The sequence below is a fragment of the Borborobacter arsenicus genome (assembly GCF_003934165.1).
Lineage (GTDB): Bacteria > Pseudomonadota > Alphaproteobacteria > Rhizobiales > Rhizobiaceae > Pseudaminobacter > Pseudaminobacter arsenicus.
In genome coordinates, this window is the sequence record NZ_ML133508.1 from 532902 (window position 1) to 550454 (window position 17553).

Here is a 17553-nt window from a genome sequence, read left to right on the forward strand (position 1 = left end):
GGGCTTACTCCGCCGGCTGGGGTTGGGCGACGGCGATCTTCTCGCCGCCGTCATGGCGGCGATTGAGCCGGCTCCAGATGCGGCGCAGCCCCTCCATGATGCCGCCGGGCAGGAAGATCACGATGAGCATGAAGACCACTCCGAGGGTGAGGTTCCATCCTTCCCCGACGAACAGCGACAGGAAGGACACAAGCGGCTGCTCGATGATGTCGGGCAGGAAGCCGAACACGCCGTGCAGGGTGTTGTCGCCGAAGGATGAGAAGATATTCTCGAAATATTTGATGACGCCAGCGCCGATGACCGGCCCGACCAGCGTGCCGACGCCGCCGAGAATGGTCATGAGCACCACCTCGCCGGACGCCGTCCACTGCATGCGTTCGGCACCTGCGAGCGGATCGGTTGCGGCCATCAGCCCGCCAGCCAGCCCCGCATAGGCGCCGGAGATGACGAAGGCCGCGAGCAAATAGGGGCGGGTATTGAACCCCGTATAGCGCATGCGGGTCTGGTTCGACTTGATGGCCCTCAGCATCATGCCGAAAGGCGAACGGAAGATGCGCACCGAGAAGAAGAAGCAGACGATCAGCGCGATCGCGCAAAGGTAGAACCCGCCGAGACCGCCGCCGCTGGTGTCGATGCCAAACAGCGTGGCACGCGGCAGGCCGGCGCCCGGCTCGTGGAACATCGCGTCGATCCAGCGCGGGTCCTTCAGCGTCAATTGCAGGCCGGTCTCGCCATTGGTCAGCGGCGTCAGCACCGAATAGGCCAGATTGTAGCACATCTGCGCGAATGCCAGCGTGAGGATCGAGAAATAGATGCCCGAACGCCGGAGGCTGATATAGCCGATGGCGACCGCGAAAATCGTGGTGAACACCAGCGCCATCAGCAGTGCCGGGATGATGTTCATGGTGAAGAGCTTGAACGACCATACGGCGGCATAGGAGCCGACGCCCAGGAATGCGGCATGGCCGAAGGAAAGATAGCCGGTCAGGCCGAAGAGGATGTTGAAGCCGATGGCGAAGATGCCGAAGATGCAGATTTTCTGCATCAGCGCCGGATAGGCAGCCCCGATGGGCTGGAGAATGATCGGCATCAAGAGCACGAAGGCCGAAAAGCCTGCGAGCAGGAGCCAATCGTTGCGTGATAGGCCTTTGAACATGGTTTAGTCCTCCATCACGCCACGGCGGCCCATCAATCCGCGCGGCAGGGTCAGAAGGATGACCACCGCGACCAGATAGATGATGATCTGATCGATGCCGGGGATTATGGCCTTCACCTCGTTCATGGAGGCGAATGATTGCAAGATTCCGAGCAGGAAGCCGGCCGCGACGGCGCCGCCCAGCGAGCCCATGCCGCCGACCACGACGACAACAAATGACAGCACCAGGAATTCCATGCCCATATGATAGTCGGGTGGCAGGATCGGGGTGTACATGACGCCCGCGAGACCGGCGACCACGGCTGCGATGCCGAACACGACGGTGAACCGGCGTTCGATGTTGATGCCGAGGAAGCCAACCGTCTGGCGATCATGCATGCCGGCCCGCACCACCATTCCGTAGGTGGTGAATTGCAGGAAGACAAACACAGCGCCGATCACGCCAAGCGAAAACAGAAGATAGATGATGCGCCACCACGGATAGGCGAGCGTTTGTCCCATTCCGAGGATCTGCCCGACATAGGCCGTGCCGCCGAAGGCGGAGGGCGCGGGCTGGGGGATCGGATTGGCGCCGAAGAAATGCTTGATGACTTCCTGAATGACGATGGCAAGGCCAAAGGTCACCAGGATCTGCTCGGCATGCGGACGCTTGTAGAAATAGCGGATCAGGCCGCGTTCCATGGCGATGCCGAATATCAGCATGACAGGTATGGCAAGCACGATGGAAGCCGGAACCGAATAGTCGTGCAAATAATTGCCGAAATCGCCAAGCAAGGCTTCGACATAGGGTGTGCGCACCTCGAGCGGCGACCCCCAGGCTGTCGTCTGGGTCGGATCGATGACGACGCTTTCCAGATTGAGAAGCTTGTTGAAGGTTACGGCACAGAAGGCGCCGAGCATGAACAGCGCGCCATGCGCGAAATTGACGACGCCGAGCGTGCCGAATACCAGGGTAAGCCCCAGCGCAATCAGCGCATAGGCACCGCCCTTGTCGAGCCCGTTCAGTATTTGCAGAAGAATCGCGTCCATACCCGCTTGATCCCGATTGCGGTTCCGTCACTGATGACGATGGAAAGCCCGGCCGCCGAGGCAGCCGGGCAAAGGTCAGTGGGTCAGCACTGCTTGGCGTCGGATGGTCCAAGCTCGCCGCCGAAGATCGACGGATCGTAGGTGGTCACCTCGCGCGGGACGACCTTGACGATTTCCATGAGGTCGTACTTGTCCTTCGGGGTTTCCTTGCCGCGAACGACCAGGCACGACTTCATACACTGATGGTCTTCGGCGCGATAGAGCGTGGAGCCGTTGCCCAGGCCATCGAATTCGAAGCCTTCCAGGGCCTTGATCACCGCAGGCGCGAAGAAGGTTCCGGCGCGTTCGCAGGCATCGGCATAGAGCAGCGCCTGGACGTAGCAGGTATGTGCGGCCTGCGAGGGCGGCGCGCCATATTCCTGGCCGAACGACTTGGTGAAGGCCTTGGTGGCTTCGTCGTCGAGCTTCCAGTCCCAGTTGCTGGTGCCGTAGATGCCCTTGACGGCATCGCCCGCGCCCTGCGCCATCAGTTCGGAGAACAACGGCACGACGATCTCGAACTTCTTGCCGTTCACTTCCTTGTCGCGCAGGCCGAACTGGACCGACTGGGTCAACGAATTGACCATGTCCTTGCCGTAGTGGTTGAGGATCAGCACGTCGGCGCCGGAATTGAGGACCGGCGTGATGTATTGCGAGAAGTCGGCCGAGCCGAGCGGCGTGCGTACGGCCGCGACCGTCTGCCAGCCCATCGCCTCGGTGGCGGCCTTCATCGATTCTTCCTGCGTCCAGCCCCAGGTGTAGTCGGCCGTCAGGTGATAGGCCTTGCGGTCCTTGCCATAGGCCTCGCCGATGACCGGGCCGAGCGCAACGCCCGACTGGTAGGCGTTGAAGAAGTGACGGAAGCCGTAGCGCTTCTTGTCCTTGCCGGTGGTGTCGTTGGAGTGGGTGAGGCCGGACATGTGGATGACGCCCATGTCCTGGCACAGGCTCTGCACGGCCACTGCTTCGGCCGAGGACGACCCGCCCGAAATCATGATCGCGCCGTCGCGCTCGATCATACGCTTGGAGTTGTCGCGGGCCGCGTCGGTCTTGGTCTGCGAATCGCCGTGGACCTGCGCGACCTTTTTGCCCAGCACGCCGTTGCCCTTCAGCGCACCCGGCTTCATCGTCGGTATCATGCCGCCGTCGCCTTCACCATTCAGGTGCTTGACGGCAAGCTGGAATGCCTTCAGCTCATCTGCGCCTTCGTCGGCATAGGGGCCGGTCAGCGGTACGCTCCAGCCAAAGGTGACGGTATCGCCCTTGGGCATGTTGCAGGAAACATCTTCTGCATAGGCACCGCGTACAAAATGCATCGGTGCGGCAAGGCCTGCGCCGAGAATGGCCGTGTTCCTCAAGAACACGCGCCTGTCGATTACCTTAAAACTCATTCCGGATCCTCCCGTTTGAACGAATTCCTCGCCGGCTAGTGTTGCCGGCTGACGGAGGCGCTCGTACACCTCGCAGCACATACTGCGCCTTCGTGTAATGAAAACAATAAGTCTTTGGTTTAATTGAATTATTTTGTGTTATTTTGTGATTGCAATCGCTCGTTCTTGTCAATAATTTACAAATTGTGAGCAGGAGGCCGGGATGGATCGCAATCTGACGGGACGCAAAATAAGAACGCACCGTCGGGCAGCCAGCCTGACACAGGGACAATTGGCCAGCCGGGTCGGCATTTCGCCGTCCTATCTGAACCTTATCGAAGCCAATAAGCGGCCGATCGCCGGTGGCCTGCTGGATCGCATTGCTGTCGCCCTCGGCATTTCGCGCACCGAACTCGACGATACGTCCGAGTGGCGCATCGTTGATGCCCTGAACGAACTGATCGCCGACCCCGAGATTGCCGGGTCGTCCGAACACTCCCGAACCGTTGCGGATTTTGTCGGGCGGAATCCCGAATGGGCCGATCTGGTGCTGAAGCTCTACCGTGCCTTCATCGACCGCAATCAGGCGGTGCTAGCGCTTGCCGACAGGCTAAGCCGCGACCCTTTCCTGGGCGAGAGCGTCCATCGCATCCTGACCAATGTGACGGCGATACGGTCGGCGTCGGAAATCCTGGAGAAGAACGACGACCTGAGCGACGCGCAGCGCCGGCGCTTTCTGTCTATCGTCGCAGCCGACAGCGAGCGGCTCTCCACGGCTGCAAGATCCCTGGCCGAGTTCTTCGACAATGCCGACATGCGCGTGCGCTCCGGCACCGCGATGGAACATGTCGACACCTTCATATTCGAATCGAACAACCACTTTGCCGAACTGGAGCAACTGGGCGAGGGCTTTCTGAGGCGCAATGCGCGAAGCGGTGCCTCCCATCACGCTCTCATAGAGATGATGGTCGCCGATCACGAAAAGGCGGCGCCGTCACCGGCAGCCGGTGTTCCGGGAGCCACGCCGGAAACCGCCCGGTCGAGGCGCTTTCGCATCCTGAAGGCCATGTCGGCGACGCTTGCCGGCGACAAGGTCTCACGACTTGTCCATGCCAGCCCGTCGCTTGCTTCGGAGGCTGCGCGCACGCTGGCGACCTCGGCGCTCCATGCCTATGCCGCTGCCGCGGTTCTGATGCCCTACGAGCCGTTCCTCGCCGCCGCCGAGCGCTGGCGTTATGATCTTGACGCGCTCTCCAGCCAGTTCGACGTCTCCTATGAGCAGGCCGCCCATCGCCTCGCGACCTTGCGCCGGCCGGGTGCGGAGGGCGTGCATTTCGCTTTCATGCGCTCCGACCCATCGGGTTATGTCACCAAACGTCTTTCACTGCCGCGGCTTCCATTGCCCCGCTACAGCAATGCCTGCCCGCTTTGGGTGATCTATTCCGCCTTCCAGAATGCCGGGGCGACGGCGCGGGCCTTCGGCGCGCTGCCTTCGGGAGACCGTTTCCTGTTTTTTGCAAGGGCGGTAGAGAAGGGACCGCAAGCGGTTACCTTCCCCCGCCATCTTCTGTCGATCATGCTTGCCTGTCCGGCTCCCGAAGCCGGGCGTGTGGTCTATGCCGACGGCATAGACCAGTCCAACCCGCAAACCACCGTTCCCGTCGGCACGACATGCCGCCTGTGCCCGCGCGAAAACTGCGGCCATCGGCAGGAGGCGGCCCTGGTCATCTGACCCGGTAATCACAAAGAACTATGCTGGGTTTTCGAGAAATGTGTAGAATGGAAAGAATTCGGTGAATGGGAGGGAAGCCGGCAATTGTCGAAAGCGCGCGTGCTGATTGTCGAGGATGAGCCGAATATCGTCGAGTCCCTGAGCTTCATCCTCGGGCGGGCGGGCTTCGACATAGAGACGGCTGTCGACGGGGCGGAGGCCCTGCAGCGGCTGCGCCGCCAAGTATACTCTGCCCTCATTCTCGATCTGATGCTGCCCGGCATCAACGGTTTTGATGTCTTGAGATCAGTGCGCTCGGATGGGGAATTGAAAGACATGCCGGTGATCGTGCTGACTGCCAAGGGGCAGGCGGCAGACAGGCAGGCTGCCGAGGCAATCGGTGCAACCGCCTTCATCACCAAGCCATTTTCGAATGCCGAGATCGTCCAGCGCGTCAGCGAACTGACGGGAGGCTAGAGCCTTGGCCTCCGAGGAGCCGGACCGGCAGGGTCTGCGCGACGCGGCGACCATCCTGCCGTTTGCCGCCGCCGCACTTCTGGCACCACCGCTCATCTGGATTTTTGCCGGACCGACCGAGCCCGGGCGCGTTCCGCTGATCGTCATTTACATTTTTGGCATCTGGGCGGTGATCATTCTGGCGGCATTCTTGCTGGCGCGGCGTATTGGCAGGCTCACGGATCATGATCCGCAGCGCCGCGACGGTGGCCCCTGATGCTGCCGGCCAATCTCGTTGTCCTGGTCTGTCTGGCCTATGTGGCGGTGCTGTTCGTGGTCGCTTTCGTCGGCGACCGGCGCGCCAGGAAGAACCCGGCCGGCTGGCTGTCTTCGCCGCTCGTCTATACGCTGTCGATTTCCATCTACTGCACGTCCTGGACGTTCTTCGGATCGGTCGGCTCGGCGGCCAAGAACGGGCTTGAATTCGCAACCATCTATCTCGGCCCGACAATCGTTTTCGTGGGGTGGTGGATTTTCCTGCGGAAGCTCGTCACCATCGGCCGCACCTACCACACCACCTCGATCGCCGACCTGATCTCCGCCCGTTTCGGCAAGAATCCGGCCCTGGGCGCTATGATAACCGTTCTGGCGCTGGTGGCGATCACCCCTTACATCGCCCTGCAACTGAAGGCGATCAGCGCCAGTTTCCAGGTCATCACATTCCCCGCCGGGGCGGTGGCGGCCGCCGCAGGCAGTCTGGAGCCGGATTTTGCCATCGCTTTCTGGCTCGCCGCCGGCCTGTGCGTGTTCTCCATCATCTTCGGCGTGCGCAATATCGACGTCAATGAGCGCCATCACGGCGTTATCGCCGCCATCGCGCTTGAGGCGCTGGTCAAGCTGGTAGCGTTTCTGGTGGTCGGGCTCTGGGTCTACCTTGCTCTTTCAGGCACGCCGGAAGAGATGTTCCGCAACGCGCCGGTAAGCCTGCTCAACCCGCAGCAAAGCTTCGGCGAGCGCTGGGTGGCTCTGTGCTTCCTTTCTGGCGCGGCGGTCATCTGCCTGCCGCGCCAGTTCCAGGTCACGGTTGTGGAAAATTCCAGCGAGGAGCAGCTTCGCACCGCCTCATGGATGTTTCCGCTCTATCTATTCCTGATCAATCTGTTCGTGATCCCGATTGCCATGGCCGGATTGAACTTCCTGCCCGAGGGCACGGACCCCGATCTGTTCGTTCTGGCATTGCCGATGGCCGAGGGGCAGGGCTCGTTGGGGTTGCTCGCGTTCCTCGGCGGCTTTTCCTCGGCAACCTCCATGGTGATCGTTTCCTCGATCGCGCTTTCGACGATGATCTCCAACCACATCATCATGCCGATCGCGATGCGCTTTTCGATGGTGCCGACCGGCAGCAGCCAGAACGTGCGCAGCTTTATCCTCGTCACCCGGCGCCTGAGCATCATTTTCATCGTCTTTCTCGGCTTCGTCTATTTCTGGATAAGCCGGACATCGGATGCATTGGCCTCGATCGGCCTCATCTCGTTTTGCGGCCTTATCCAGCCGCTCCCCGCCCTTGTCGCCGGCCTCTATTGGCGTCGCGCTACCCATGGCGGCGCCATAGCCGGTCTCGGTGCCGGGTTCCTCATCTGGTGCTACACGCTTTTCCTGCCGAGCTTCGAAGGCGCCTTCGTGCTGTCATCGGATGTCATCGAGCATGGACTGTTCGGCTGGAGTTGGCTGCGGCCGCACGCCTTGTTCGGACTGGAGGCCTTCGACCCGCTGGTTCACGCGCTGTTCTGGAGCATGGCTGTCAATTCCGCCTTGCTCATCGGTGTATCGCTGCTGCGGGAACCAACACCGCTCACGCGGTTTCAGGCGACTCTTTTCATCGATATCTTCCGCCGCCAGACCGAGAGCGAGCTGGGGGTCATCCGCCGCACGGCTCGGGTTTCGGATCTGCGACAGATCGCCGATCGGATATTGGGGCCTTCGGAAGCAGTACAGCTTTTCGAACATGGCGCGGCCGCGGAGAAAGCGGTGATTGCCAGCGATGAGCTGATTTCACAGGTCGAGCAGCGGCTGGCCGCCAATGTCGGCGCGGCATCGGCGCGTTCGCTGGTGTCGCGGGTCGTCACCGACGAAACCATCAGCGTCGATGAATTGAAGCGCCTTGCCGGCGAGGCCGAGCAGATCCGCGCCTATTCCGCCGAGCTTGAGCGCAAATCGCGCCAGATAGAGGCAACGGCGGCCGAACTTGCCGAAGCCAATGAAAGGCTGCGCGAGATCGATGTGCGCAAGGACGAATTCCTCAGCCAAGTCAGCCATGAGGTTCGCACCCCGATGACCTCGATCCGCTCCTTCAGCGAGATATTGCTCAACAATCGCGACCTGGACGAAACGCGGAAGCTCCATTTCCTCGGCATCATCCAGTCCGAGAGCTTCCGCCTGACCCGCCTGCTCGACGGCATCCTCGATATGAACCTGATGGAGCCGGGCATGCAGCCCTGGGAGGCGACAAGCTTCGACCCGGAAGACGCGCTGGATCAGGCAATCGCCACCTGCGAGCCCCTGGCTCGAGCGGCGGGCGCCTCGATCATTCGCCGCCGCCGTGCCCGCAACGCCCGCATCATGGGCAGCCGCGATCAGCTTGCGCAGGTCTTCATCAATCTGATCTCCAATTCGATCAAGCACAATTCCAACGCCGAACCGGAGATCGCCATTTCAGGCGGCACGCGCAAAACCGTCTATGAACTGCGCATAGCAGACAACGGGCAGGGCATCCCTGAGCGGGACCGCGACCAGATCTTCCAGAAATTCTATCGGGGGCAGCAGACGCGCCATCGCGGCGTCGGGCTGGGACTGCCGATCAGCCGTCAGATCGTCGAACGGTTCGGCGGCGAACTTGGTCTTTCCGATGCCAAAATCGGCGGGGCCGAGTTCATCGTTCGCCTGCCATTGCATCAGCCATAGAGCATGTTGCAGCCAAGTGGATTCACTTGGAGCGACCGGCAAAGGGGGCGGTCTTTGCCGATCGGTGGCATGGGTTTGCTCAGTTGCGGATATCGCGAAGCCTGGCGATCACTCGGTCAGCCATGTGTTCGCAGCGCGCGCCGTCGAACGGGAACAGCTCGGAAAACTGTGCCGACAGGTGCTTTTCGATCGTCGCCTTCATCAGGCGGCGGGCCCGATAAAGACGTGTCTTGACCGTCTCCGGCTTCAGGCCCAACTGGGTTGCGGTTTCCTCCGTGCTCATTTCTTCGATGTCGCGAAGAATGAAGACGAGCCTGAAGGTATCGGGAAGCTCATCGACGGCATGTTCGAGGAAGGCGCGTACTTCCTTGCGGGCTAACTCGCTATCCGCACCAGGCGGCATGAGTGAGGTTGGAAACATGATCACGCAACCCTTGTTGGCGCCGACCGCCATGTCGATTTCCGAGAGTTCGGCAGTAGGCCGCCGCCGCCGCATCCGCCCGAGTGCCTCATTGAGCGCAATTCGCGTGATCCACGTCGAGAACAGGGAATCGCCGTGGAAGGAGTCGAGCTTGGTGAATGCCTTGACATAGGTTTCCTGCACGACGTCTTCGGCCTCGTCGTCATTGCGCACGATCGAGCGGGCGACCCGAAACAGCCTTTGGTTGTTGTGTTTGATGAGCGCCCGAACGGCGTTCTCTCTTCCCTGTCGGGCAAGCTCGACAAGCTTTTCATCGCTATATCCATTGAGCGTGCCCTGTTCTTGTACGAGTGCCAATCGCATGAGAGCCTGCCTTTCTGCCGCTCCAGCCTGTTCAGACGCTATGAACAATGCCCTTGGCGACTATTTCATCTACTGACGGAAAGCCGTTCAGCGCGACCTCGGGCAATGGTGTCAGGTCGGCGTCTGCTGCGCCAGCGGTTTCATTCGAAGATGGGTTGCCGACCACGATCCGGCCCACCATTCCGGCGTGCTCGTGCGGGACGCAGTAATAGTCGTAGACGCCCTCAACGGTGAGTGTCACCGAAAAGGATTCGTTGGGAAGCAGATAGTCGGAATCCCACGGTTTGGCTGCAGCCGGGATGCGCCGCGGCCGGTCGAATATTTCGGGGTGATAGGCCGTGACCGTATGCGAGTTACCGGGGTCGCGATTGGTCCAGCGGATCGTCTGGCCCGGTTTGACATGAATGCCGACCGGATCGTACCACACATGCGAGCCGTCGGCCTTGCCCTGCATGACGACCTCGATGATGTCGTCAGCCCAGACAAATGCCGGTCTGGTGACAAGGGCGGCGAGGAAACCCCCACCGACCTTCATCACGCGTCTGCGCGTCAGGATCATTTGGCGACCAGCGCTTCGTCGGCGGCCGAGACGTGCCACAGGACGACGTGGACATGCGGTTCCTCGACGCCGGGGTGGCCGGCATTGTAGTAGACATCAACATGGTCGACATTGCCGCCGGGGGCTGCGAGATCGTTGAAGCTCTTGTCCGGGTTGAGGTCCTTGACCGGCAGCATGTAGATCGTGCTTACCAGCTTGCCGTCATGATCATAGGCAAGGAACGGTCCTGCCGGAAGGCTTGCCGGATCAACGAAAAGCTGGCCCATGCCGGGAAGGAAATCCGGCAGCTTCACCAGGCTGCTGACCGCCTTGAAGGCGCCGGCTGGCGGGGCCTTGGCAATTTCCGCCGGTACGTCATGGGCGAAGGCAGAGAATGAGCCGGCAAGCAATATTGCCAGTGCGGTGGGAATAAGTTTCATCGAACATCTCCTTAGGCGAACGCAGCCACATTATGTGGCGGGCTCGAACCATTCGATGCAGCTTTGCCGGAAAGGTTCCCGATGGTCTGTTGCCAATCGCGTCAGAGCGAAATGGCGTCTTTCGCATGTCCGGCCCGCCGGGCAGCATTGCAGCTATCGTCAGGCCTCGTTGCGGCAAGCTTCCAATTGGGATTGCTTGAGCTCAGGTCCCGCCGGAATGTCCATCTGTCCGTCATGCGAGCGATCTGCTCGGGGTCGCCGTCAATAACGGTCCCGTCTTCGGCATGAGTTGAGACAATCATGTCACTGACGAAGCGAACGGTAATCGTGGCCAGGCTGCCGTTGATCTTGCAATCGACAATCTGCGCTTGGCCCACTCCCACCAGGAACAGCGCAAGCGTCTGGTGCTTGTGCTGACGCTGCATGATGGTGGCGTTGAAGACGGAAAGCGGTCCTATGTCGAGGAGACTTTCCAGCACCGGGCGGTCGCCCTTCGCATAGGCGGTGAGGATGATTTCGAAGGCCCGGACGGCGCCGTCGAGGAACGCCTTTTCGTCGAATTGGCTATCGAGCGCCCGGACTGCGGCAAGGGCGTCCCCGTTCAAGGTCGGAGCTTTATGGATTGCGGACGGCTCTTGCAGTGCTTGTCGATACGCTGGATCCGGCAATGGCGGGGCAAGCTTGTTGTCGGGTTTTTCGTTTTCTGCCAGCGGATCTTTTGGTTGGGTTGGCAGCCACAAGCGAAACGCGACCAGATAGTAGATCACAAGGACGATATAAGGGAGGTAGATCTCCAGATTGGCCGTTTCGTTCATGACCCTGTTCCTGCGTAAAGGGGCAGCCCTTTCGGAACTGCCCCTCGTCTGGCGCTTATCGGATGTGCGGAAGTTTTTCGAACTGGTGGAAGGGGGGAGGTGACGACAGTGTCCATTCCAGTGTCGTCGCGCCGGCACCCCACGGGTTGTTGCCGACCCGCCGCTTCTTGATGAAAGCCTCTGCCACGGCGATGAAAAAGACCACCAGGCCGACCGTCGAGATGTAGGAGCCGATCGAGGAGATGTAATTCCAGCCGGCGAAGGCATCCGGGTAGTCTGCATAGCGGCGAGGCATGCCGGCAAGGCCGAGGAAATGCTGGGGGAAGAACACCAGGTTCACGCCCACGAACATCAGCCAGAAATGCAACTTGCCGAGGGTCTCGTTGTACATGTAGCCGGACATTTTCGGGAACCAGTAGTAGAACCCGGCGAAGATCGCGAATGCGGCACCTAGCGAGAGCACATAGTGGAAATGCGCCACGACATAGTAGGTGTCGTGAAGCATCCGGTCGACGCCGGGATTGGCGACCACGACACCGGTGACGCCGCCGATAGTGAAGAGCAGGACGAAGCCGGCCGCCCACAGCATCGGCGTCTTGAAAGTGATCGAGCCGCCCCACATCGTCGCCAGCCACGAGAACACCTTCACACCGGTCGGAACGGCGATCACCATTGAGGCGAAGGCGAAATAGCGCTGTGAATCCACCGACATGCCGACGGTGAACATGTGGTGGGCCCACACCACAAAGCCGATCACGCCGATTGCCACCATGGCATAGGCCATGCCGAGATAGCCGAAGATCGGCTTCTTGGAGAAGGTCGAAATGACATGGCTGATGATGCCGAAGCCCGGCAGGATCATGATGTAGACCTCAGGATGGCCGAAGAACCAGAACAGATGCTGGTAGAGGATCGGATCGCCGCCGTTCTCCGGAACGAAGAAGGACGTGCCGAAATTGCGGTCCGTGAGAACCATCGTGATTGCGCCGGCCAGCACCGGCAGCGCCAGGAGCAGCATGAAGGCGGTGACTAGCATTGCCCAGGCAAAGAGCGGCATCTTGTGCAGCGTCATGCCCGGCGCGCGCATATTGAAGATGGTGGTGATGAAGTTGATCGCACCCAGCACCGACGATGCGCCCGAAAGATGCATCGACAATATGACGAGATCGACCGCCGGGCCGGGCTGGCCCGAAGCGGAGAACGGCGGATACATGGTCCAGCCGCCGCCATGGCCAAGGGTTCCCGGTGCGCCTGGAACGAACATCGACATGATGAAGAGGATGAGCGAGGCGACCAGCAGCCAGAAGGAAATGTTGTTCATGCGCGGGAACGCCATGTCCGGCGCGCCGATCATGATGGGGACGAACCAGTTGCCGAAGCCGCCGATCATCGCCGGCATGATGACGAAGAAGATCATCACCAGACCGTGGGAGGTGACGAAGACATTGTAGAGGCCAGGGTCGTTGAAGATCTGCAAGCCCGGCTCCTGCAGTTCCATGCGGATCGCTACCGACAGGAATGTGCCCAGCACGCCCGACAGGATCGAGAACAGCAGATAAAGCGTGCCGATGTCCTTATGATTGGTCGACAAGAACCAACGGGCAAAAAAGCGGGGCTTGTGACTTTCATGAACGATTACGTCGTGTGGCATTTCTCTTCCTGCTGACCTCAAAATGTTCTTCCCCTTCGGGAAGGTAGTAAAATCCTTCGCCGCATTCGGCCTGCTGGCACGACCTGCCGTGCCGCCGAATCATGCGAAGCCCGATCGCCACTCACGACTGCCCTTGGCCGTCCCGGCCAACGGCCGGACCGCCTCACTCGTCGGTGAGGATCACGTCCATTGGAATGTCGTGCGGTTGCGGGTAGATCGAGCCGAGCTTGCTCGTGGCGTAGCCTACGCCGATCACCAGCGGCCTTGCCGGCATCGCTGCAAGAGTCCGGTCGAAAAAGCCGCCGCCATAACCCAGGCGATATCGGGCGGAATCGAAGCCGACGAGCGGGGCGATGACGACGCCCGGCTGGACCGAGGGGCCGTGCGAGGGAACGAGGATGTTCCAGATGCCGCGTTCCATCGGGTCGCCCGGTGCCCATCTGCGGAATTCGAGCGGCCAGCCCTTCTTGATGACCACCGGCAAGGCGATCCTGCCTCCGGCGCCGACGATGTCGGTCATCCATTTGCGCAGGTCCGGCTCGCCGCGAATGGGCCAGTAGACGCCGATCAGTTGATCTTTCACGCGTCCGATCGCGACTGTCAGCTTTTCGGCGATCCGGTTGGAGCGGACGATGCGCTCCTCCGGAGAAACGGCCAGTCGCGCCGCTATCAGGCGCTCCCGCTCGGCCTTGCGCCAACGCGTGACGTCATTCCACAGCTTCGGATCGGGATGCCGCAATTGCGCGCCTTCGCCCGTTTCCAACTCATGCATGAAGCAGGGCGGGGAGGCATATTCGCCAGCGAACGGCAGACTATCGTCAGTGTCGGTCATTGCGCCCTCCAGACGAGACGTCAAATTTGACGGACGCAAGCCGGGACCGGGCGATTCAAGCAGGTTGCCGGACGAATTCCGGACGTCCTCGGTCAAGTTCTGTGGCACACGAAAGGAGAAGGCAAACGGAATTAAATGCTAGTTTAAAGCAGGAATATTGCATTTATCCCGGAAGGGGAGGGCGTCTATTGTTCCCGGGCGGCCAGTAGCGTGTCGATCACCAGTTGCCGGCCCTCCCGGTTGATGCCGACGCCTGAAGCCCGCCGTTCCGCCAATCCGAGCGAAATCAACCGTTCCGCCAGCGCCTCGGACAAAGCGGGGTAGGGCCCACGATTCATGCGCTTCAGCGCGGTCCGCTCCTCCTCGCCAAGTTCTTCCCAGTTGATTGCCATGGTGGTTTTCTCCATCTTGAGCGATGCTATGCGATGCTTATGGCATAATGCCGCAGGCGGCAGCGAGCAATTGCATGGCAAGGCTGATGTGGAATGTGAAGAAATGCGATCCGTTTTACGACATCGTCGGCAGACCATTGCGCCGCCTCGTGCTTTTCTCTAAATGCCCGCCATGAAAACCACCCATCACCCCGATACAGTCCTCATCATCGACTTCGGCAGCCAGGTGACGCAGCTTATCGCGCGTCGCGTCCGCGAGACCGGCGTCTATTGTGAGATCGTTCCGTTCCAGTCTGCCGAAGCCGCCTTCGAAAGCATCGGACCGAAGGCGGTCATTCTGTCGGGCAGCCCCCATTCGACGGTCGATATAGGCAGCCCGCGCGCGCCCGACCTCATATTCCAGGCCGGCGTGCCGGTGCTTGGCATTTGCTATGGCGAACAGACCATGTGCGCCCAACTCGGCGGCAAGGTCGAGGGCGGACATCACCGCGAGTTCGGCCGCGCCTTCCTGAAGATCGAGGAAGACAGCGCGCTGTTCGATGGCGTGTGGGCAAAAGGCACCAGGCACCAGGTCTGGATGAGCCATGGCGACCGCGTCACCGATATCCCTGAAGGTTTTCGGGTCATAGGCACATCGGCCGGTGCTCCTTTCGCGGCCATCGCCGACGAAGCGCGCAAGTTCTACGCTGTGCAGTTCCATCCCGAGGTTGTCCACACGCCGGACGGCGCCAGGTTGCTGGCAAACTTTGTGCACAATATTGCCGGGCTGAAGGGCGACTGGAGCATGGCCGCCTACCGCGACAAGGCGGTTGCGGCGATCCGTGAGCAGGTCGGTGACGGCAAGGTGATCTGCGCCCTGTCGGGCGGCGTCGATTCCTCGGTGGCGGCATTGCTGATCCATGAGGCGATCGGCGACCGGCTGACCTGTATCCTCGTTGACCATGGCCTGATGCGCAAGAACGAGGCGGCCGATGTGGTTGCCATGTTCCGCGAACACTACAATCTGTCGCTGATCCTGGTGAATGCCTCCGATCGCTTCATCGATGCACTCGAAGGCGAAGTCGATCCGGAAAAGAAGCGAAAGACGATCGGCCGGCTGTTCATCGAGGTGTTCGAGGAAGAAGCCAGGAAGCTGGGCGGCGCCGATTTCCTGGCGCAGGGCACACTCTATCCGGACGTGATCGAAAGCGTGTCCTTCACCGGCGGTCCCTCGGTCACCATCAAGTCGCACCACAATGTCGGCGGCCTGCCCGAGCGCATGAATATGAAGCTGGTGGAGCCGCTGCGCGAACTGTTCAAGGATGAGGTGAGGGCGCTCGGCAAGGAACTCGGCCTGCCGGACCATTTCATTGGTCGGCATCCCTTCCCCGGGCCGGGCCTCGCCATACGCTGTCCGGGCGGGGTCACCCGCGAAAAGCTGGAGATCCTGCGCGAGGCGGATGCCGTCTATCTTGACGAAATCCGCAAGGCCGGGCTTTACGACGCGATCTGGCAGGCCTTCGCCGTGCTGCTGCCGGTGCAGACGGTCGGCGTCATGGGCGACGGGCGCACCTATGAGTTCGTCTGCGCTCTGCGCGCGGTGACCTCGGTCGACGGCATGACGGCCGACTTCTATCCCTACGACATGAACTTCCTTGGCCGCGCTGCCACACGCATCATCAACGAGGTGCGCGGCATCAACCGTGTCGTCTATGACGTGACCTCCAAGCCGCCCGGCACCATTGAGTGGGAATAATTCGGGCCTATCCGAACGCCGCCGATGACCGCCGATCTCCGCACATAAATAACTGAAATTATTACATAAATCTTCTACCGTCTATCGCGGTCTATCGCGGGGTAAACCTCGCGATAGACGGTATAGCTGACGGTATGGCGACTCTTGTCGCATCGCCAAAACAAATATACCGTCAGGGGCAAGAGAGCTTCTGACGGTATATTTTGCGACATTATCCCTTTGATAATAATAATAAATTTGCCGTTCAGATAGGCCATTTTTGGTCTGACGGTATATTGGGTGGCTCTCAGGCGTTTTTGAACGATCTCGGAGGCTCAAAATGCTGACTGATGCTGGTATCAAAGCACTGAAACCAAAGGACAAATTGTATAAGGTCGTGGACCGTGACGGTATGTATGTCGTGGTCAATCCCTCGGGCGCGGTGGTGTTCCGGTATGACTACCGCCTCAACGGGCGTCGGGAGACTTTGACGCTGGGCCGCTACGGCGCTTCCGACCTGTCGCTGGCGCGGGCGCGCGAGAAACTGATCGACGCCAAGCGTGCCATACTTGAAGGGCGGTCGCCCGCGCGAGAGAAGCAACGCGAGAAGCGCCGTATCAAAGAGGCAAAGAGCTTCGGCGAGTTTGGCGAACGCTGGTTGCTGGAGGCAAAGATGGCCGACAGCACCCGCGCCATGCGCCGCTCGATCTATGAGCGGGACATTCTTCCGACCTTTCGGAATCGGCTGCTGGCCGAAATCAACCCCGACGATCTCCGCGCCATGTGCGCCAAGGTGAAGGCACGGGGAGCCCCGGCCACGGCCGTCCACGTCCGCGACATTGTGAAGCTCGTTTATGCCTTCGCGATCCTTCACGGGGAAAAGGTGCCGAACCCGGCCGATGAGGTTGGGCCTGCCTCCATCGCGACCTTTGTGCCCAAAGACCGTTCGCTATCGCCCCCCGAAATCCGGGTCATGCTTGGCCAGCTTGAGCATGTGCCCACGCTGCCCACGATCCGGCTCGGAATGAAGCTGTTCCTGCTCACCATGGTCCGAAAGAGTGAGCTACAGGATGCGACTTGGGATGAGGTCGATTTCGAGAATGCTGTCTGGTCGATTCCCAAGGAGCGGATGAAGCGATCCAAAGCGCACAACGTCTATCTTGCGCAGCAAGCAATCGACATTCTCATTGCGCTCAAGACCTGCGCCGGCAATTCAAAATATCTGCTGCCATCGCGCTACGACGCGGATGCTCCCATGTCGCGAGCGACCTTCAACCGCATCACCACCGCTGTCGTGGTGCGAGCGAAGAAGGAGGGCTTGCTGCTCGAACCTTTCACGGTTCACGATCTGCGCCGGACAGGCTCCACGCTCCTGAACGAGCTGGGCTTCAATAGTGACTGGATCGAAAAGTGCTTGGCGCACGAGGACGGGCGCTCGTCCCGTGGCATCTACAACAAGGCTGAATACGAGCACCAGCGCCGCCATATGATGCAGGAATGGGCGAACCTCGTGGAGGCTTGGGTAGAAGGCCAGAAATACGTTCCGATGTCAATGACCATGGAATCGGGACCCCGTATTTTCGCGTAAAAGGGACCCCCTGCTTGGGTTGATGAAGGGCACGGCGGTGAGCGCCCGATCAGGCGAAGCTGGTCGGGGTTGCACAG

General features: G+C 60.6%; 16 protein-coding genes. 6 read left to right on the forward strand and 10 right to left on the reverse strand.

All coding sequences use genetic code 11. The features are described from left to right. Positions 1-4: 4 nt before the first annotated feature. The 3 genes from EET67_RS02630 to EET67_RS02640 all read right to left on the reverse strand — a co-directional run bounded on the left by EET67_RS02630 (position 5) and on the right by EET67_RS02640 (position 3615). Positions 5-1156, reverse strand: a complete 1152-nt coding sequence (locus EET67_RS02630) for a branched-chain amino acid ABC transporter permease (RefSeq protein ID WP_128624629.1) — start codon at positions 1154-1156, stop codon at positions 5-7. Between the two features lie 3 nt (positions 1157-1159). Then, on the reverse strand, positions 1160-2185 hold the full coding sequence (locus EET67_RS02635; protein WP_128624630.1) for a branched-chain amino acid ABC transporter permease: 1026 nt from the start codon (positions 2183-2185) through the stop codon (positions 1160-1162). Between the two features lie 83 nt (positions 2186-2268). Further along, positions 2269-3615, reverse strand: a complete 1347-nt coding sequence (locus EET67_RS02640) for a substrate-binding protein (protein ID WP_128624631.1) — start codon at positions 3613-3615, stop codon at positions 2269-2271. A 202-nt stretch (positions 3616-3817) separates the two neighbouring features. Here EET67_RS02640 and EET67_RS02645 point away from each other — a divergent pair, with 202 nt between their 5' ends. From EET67_RS02645 to EET67_RS02660, 4 genes are all read left to right on the forward strand, one after another. Beyond that, the gene (locus EET67_RS02645) at positions 3818-5326 is read left to right on the forward strand and encodes a helix-turn-helix domain-containing protein (RefSeq protein ID WP_128624632.1); all 1509 of its coding nucleotides are present in this window, start codon (positions 3818-3820) and stop codon (positions 5324-5326) included. Between the two features lie 84 nt (positions 5327-5410). Then, positions 5411-5782, forward strand: a complete 372-nt coding sequence (locus EET67_RS02650; protein ID WP_128624633.1) for a response regulator transcription factor — start codon at positions 5411-5413, stop codon at positions 5780-5782. A 4-nt stretch (positions 5783-5786) separates the two neighbouring features. Continuing rightward, positions 5787-6038, forward strand: a complete 252-nt coding sequence (locus tag EET67_RS02655; protein WP_128624634.1) for a hypothetical protein — start codon at positions 5787-5789, stop codon at positions 6036-6038. Beyond that, positions 6038-8722: a sensor histidine kinase gene (locus tag EET67_RS02660; protein WP_128624635.1), complete on the forward strand. Its 2685-nt coding sequence runs from the start codon at positions 6038-6040 to the stop codon at positions 8720-8722. Before EET67_RS02655 ends, EET67_RS02660 begins: the two co-directional genes overlap by 1 nt. 79 nt (positions 8723-8801) lie before the next feature. On the opposite strand, the gene EET67_RS02665 is transcribed toward EET67_RS02660, so the two are convergent. From EET67_RS02665 to EET67_RS02695, 7 genes are all read right to left on the reverse strand, one after another. Further along, entirely contained in the window at positions 8802-9506 is a 705-nt protein-coding gene (locus EET67_RS02665) for an RNA polymerase sigma factor (protein ID WP_128624636.1), read from the reverse strand. A 31-nt stretch (positions 9507-9537) separates the two neighbouring features. After that, positions 9538-10065: a plastocyanin/azurin family copper-binding protein gene (locus tag EET67_RS02670; RefSeq protein ID WP_128624637.1), complete on the reverse strand. Its 528-nt coding sequence runs from the start codon at positions 10063-10065 to the stop codon at positions 9538-9540. Then, positions 10062-10484 carry a DUF5602 domain-containing protein gene (locus EET67_RS02675; protein ID WP_128624638.1) on the reverse strand — a complete coding sequence of 141 codons (423 nt, stop codon included), beginning with the start codon at positions 10482-10484 and terminating at the stop codon, positions 10062-10064. The genes EET67_RS02670 and EET67_RS02675 overlap by 4 nt, the downstream gene beginning before the upstream one ends. A 101-nt stretch (positions 10485-10585) precedes the next feature. After that, the gene (locus EET67_RS02680; RefSeq protein ID WP_128624639.1) at positions 10586-11299 is read right to left on the reverse strand and encodes a Tim44/TimA family putative adaptor protein; all 714 of its coding nucleotides are present in this window, start codon (positions 11297-11299) and stop codon (positions 10586-10588) included. Between the two features lie 55 nt (positions 11300-11354). Then, the gene (gene ctaD, locus EET67_RS02685; protein WP_128624640.1) at positions 11355-12950 is read right to left on the reverse strand and encodes a cytochrome c oxidase subunit I; all 1596 of its coding nucleotides are present in this window, start codon (positions 12948-12950) and stop codon (positions 11355-11357) included. A gap of 163 nt (positions 12951-13113) precedes the next feature. Beyond that, complete coding sequence (locus EET67_RS02690; RefSeq protein WP_128624641.1) at positions 13114-13782, reverse strand: 5-formyltetrahydrofolate cyclo-ligase; 669 nt, start codon at positions 13780-13782, stop codon at positions 13114-13116. A gap of 185 nt (positions 13783-13967) precedes the next feature. Then, complete coding sequence (locus EET67_RS02695) at positions 13968-14174, reverse strand: hypothetical protein (RefSeq protein WP_128624642.1); 207 nt, start codon at positions 14172-14174, stop codon at positions 13968-13970. A gap of 172 nt (positions 14175-14346) precedes the next feature. On the opposite strand from EET67_RS02695, the gene guaA reads away from it, so the two are divergent. Both guaA and EET67_RS02705 read left to right on the forward strand, forming a co-directional pair. Continuing rightward, entirely contained in the window at positions 14347-15909 is a 1563-nt protein-coding gene (gene guaA / locus EET67_RS02700) for a glutamine-hydrolyzing GMP synthase (RefSeq protein WP_128624643.1), read from the forward strand. A 319-nt stretch (positions 15910-16228) separates the two neighbouring features. Further along, positions 16229-17476 carry a tyrosine-type recombinase/integrase gene (locus EET67_RS02705; protein WP_128624644.1) on the forward strand — a complete coding sequence of 416 codons (1248 nt, stop codon included), beginning with the start codon at positions 16229-16231 and terminating at the stop codon, positions 17474-17476. Positions 17477-17553 lie beyond the last annotated feature (77 nt).

Excerpts from the sequence above, each read along its gene's own strand:
- EET67_RS02630 (WP_128624629.1), bottom strand. The coding sequence starts at position 1,156 with ATGTTCAAAGGCCTATCACGCAACGATTGGCTCCTGCTCGCAGGCTTT.
- EET67_RS02635 (WP_128624630.1), bottom strand. The coding sequence starts at position 2,185 with ATGGACGCGATTCTTCTGCAAATACTGAACGGGCTCGACAAGGGCGGT.
- EET67_RS02640 (WP_128624631.1), bottom strand. The coding sequence starts at position 3,615 with ATGAGTTTTAAGGTAATCGACAGGCGCGTGTTCTTGAGGAACACGGCC.
- EET67_RS02645 (WP_128624632.1), top strand. The coding sequence starts at position 3,818 with ATGGATCGCAATCTGACGGGACGCAAAATAAGAACGCACCGTCGGGCA.
- EET67_RS02660 (WP_128624635.1), top strand. The coding sequence starts at position 6,038 with ATGCTGCCGGCCAATCTCGTTGTCCTGGTCTGTCTGGCCTATGTGGCG.
- EET67_RS02665 (WP_128624636.1), bottom strand. The coding sequence starts at position 9,506 with ATGCGATTGGCACTCGTACAAGAACAGGGCACGCTCAATGGATATAGC.
- EET67_RS02670 (WP_128624637.1), bottom strand. The coding sequence starts at position 10,065 with ATGATCCTGACGCGCAGACGCGTGATGAAGGTCGGTGGGGGTTTCCTC.
- EET67_RS02675 (WP_128624638.1), bottom strand. The coding sequence starts at position 10,484 with ATGAAACTTATTCCCACCGCACTGGCAATATTGCTTGCCGGCTCATTC.
- EET67_RS02680 (WP_128624639.1), bottom strand. The coding sequence starts at position 11,299 with ATGAACGAAACGGCCAATCTGGAGATCTACCTCCCTTATATCGTCCTT.
- ctaD (WP_128624640.1), bottom strand. The coding sequence starts at position 12,950 with ATGCCACACGACGTAATCGTTCATGAAAGTCACAAGCCCCGCTTTTTT.
- EET67_RS02690 (WP_128624641.1), bottom strand. The coding sequence starts at position 13,782 with ATGACCGACACTGACGATAGTCTGCCGTTCGCTGGCGAATATGCCTCC.
- EET67_RS02695 (WP_128624642.1), bottom strand. The coding sequence starts at position 14,174 with ATGGCAATCAACTGGGAAGAACTTGGCGAGGAGGAGCGGACCGCGCTG.
- guaA (WP_128624643.1), top strand. The coding sequence starts at position 14,347 with ATGAAAACCACCCATCACCCCGATACAGTCCTCATCATCGACTTCGGC.
- EET67_RS02705 (WP_128624644.1), top strand. The coding sequence starts at position 16,229 with ATGCTGACTGATGCTGGTATCAAAGCACTGAAACCAAAGGACAAATTG.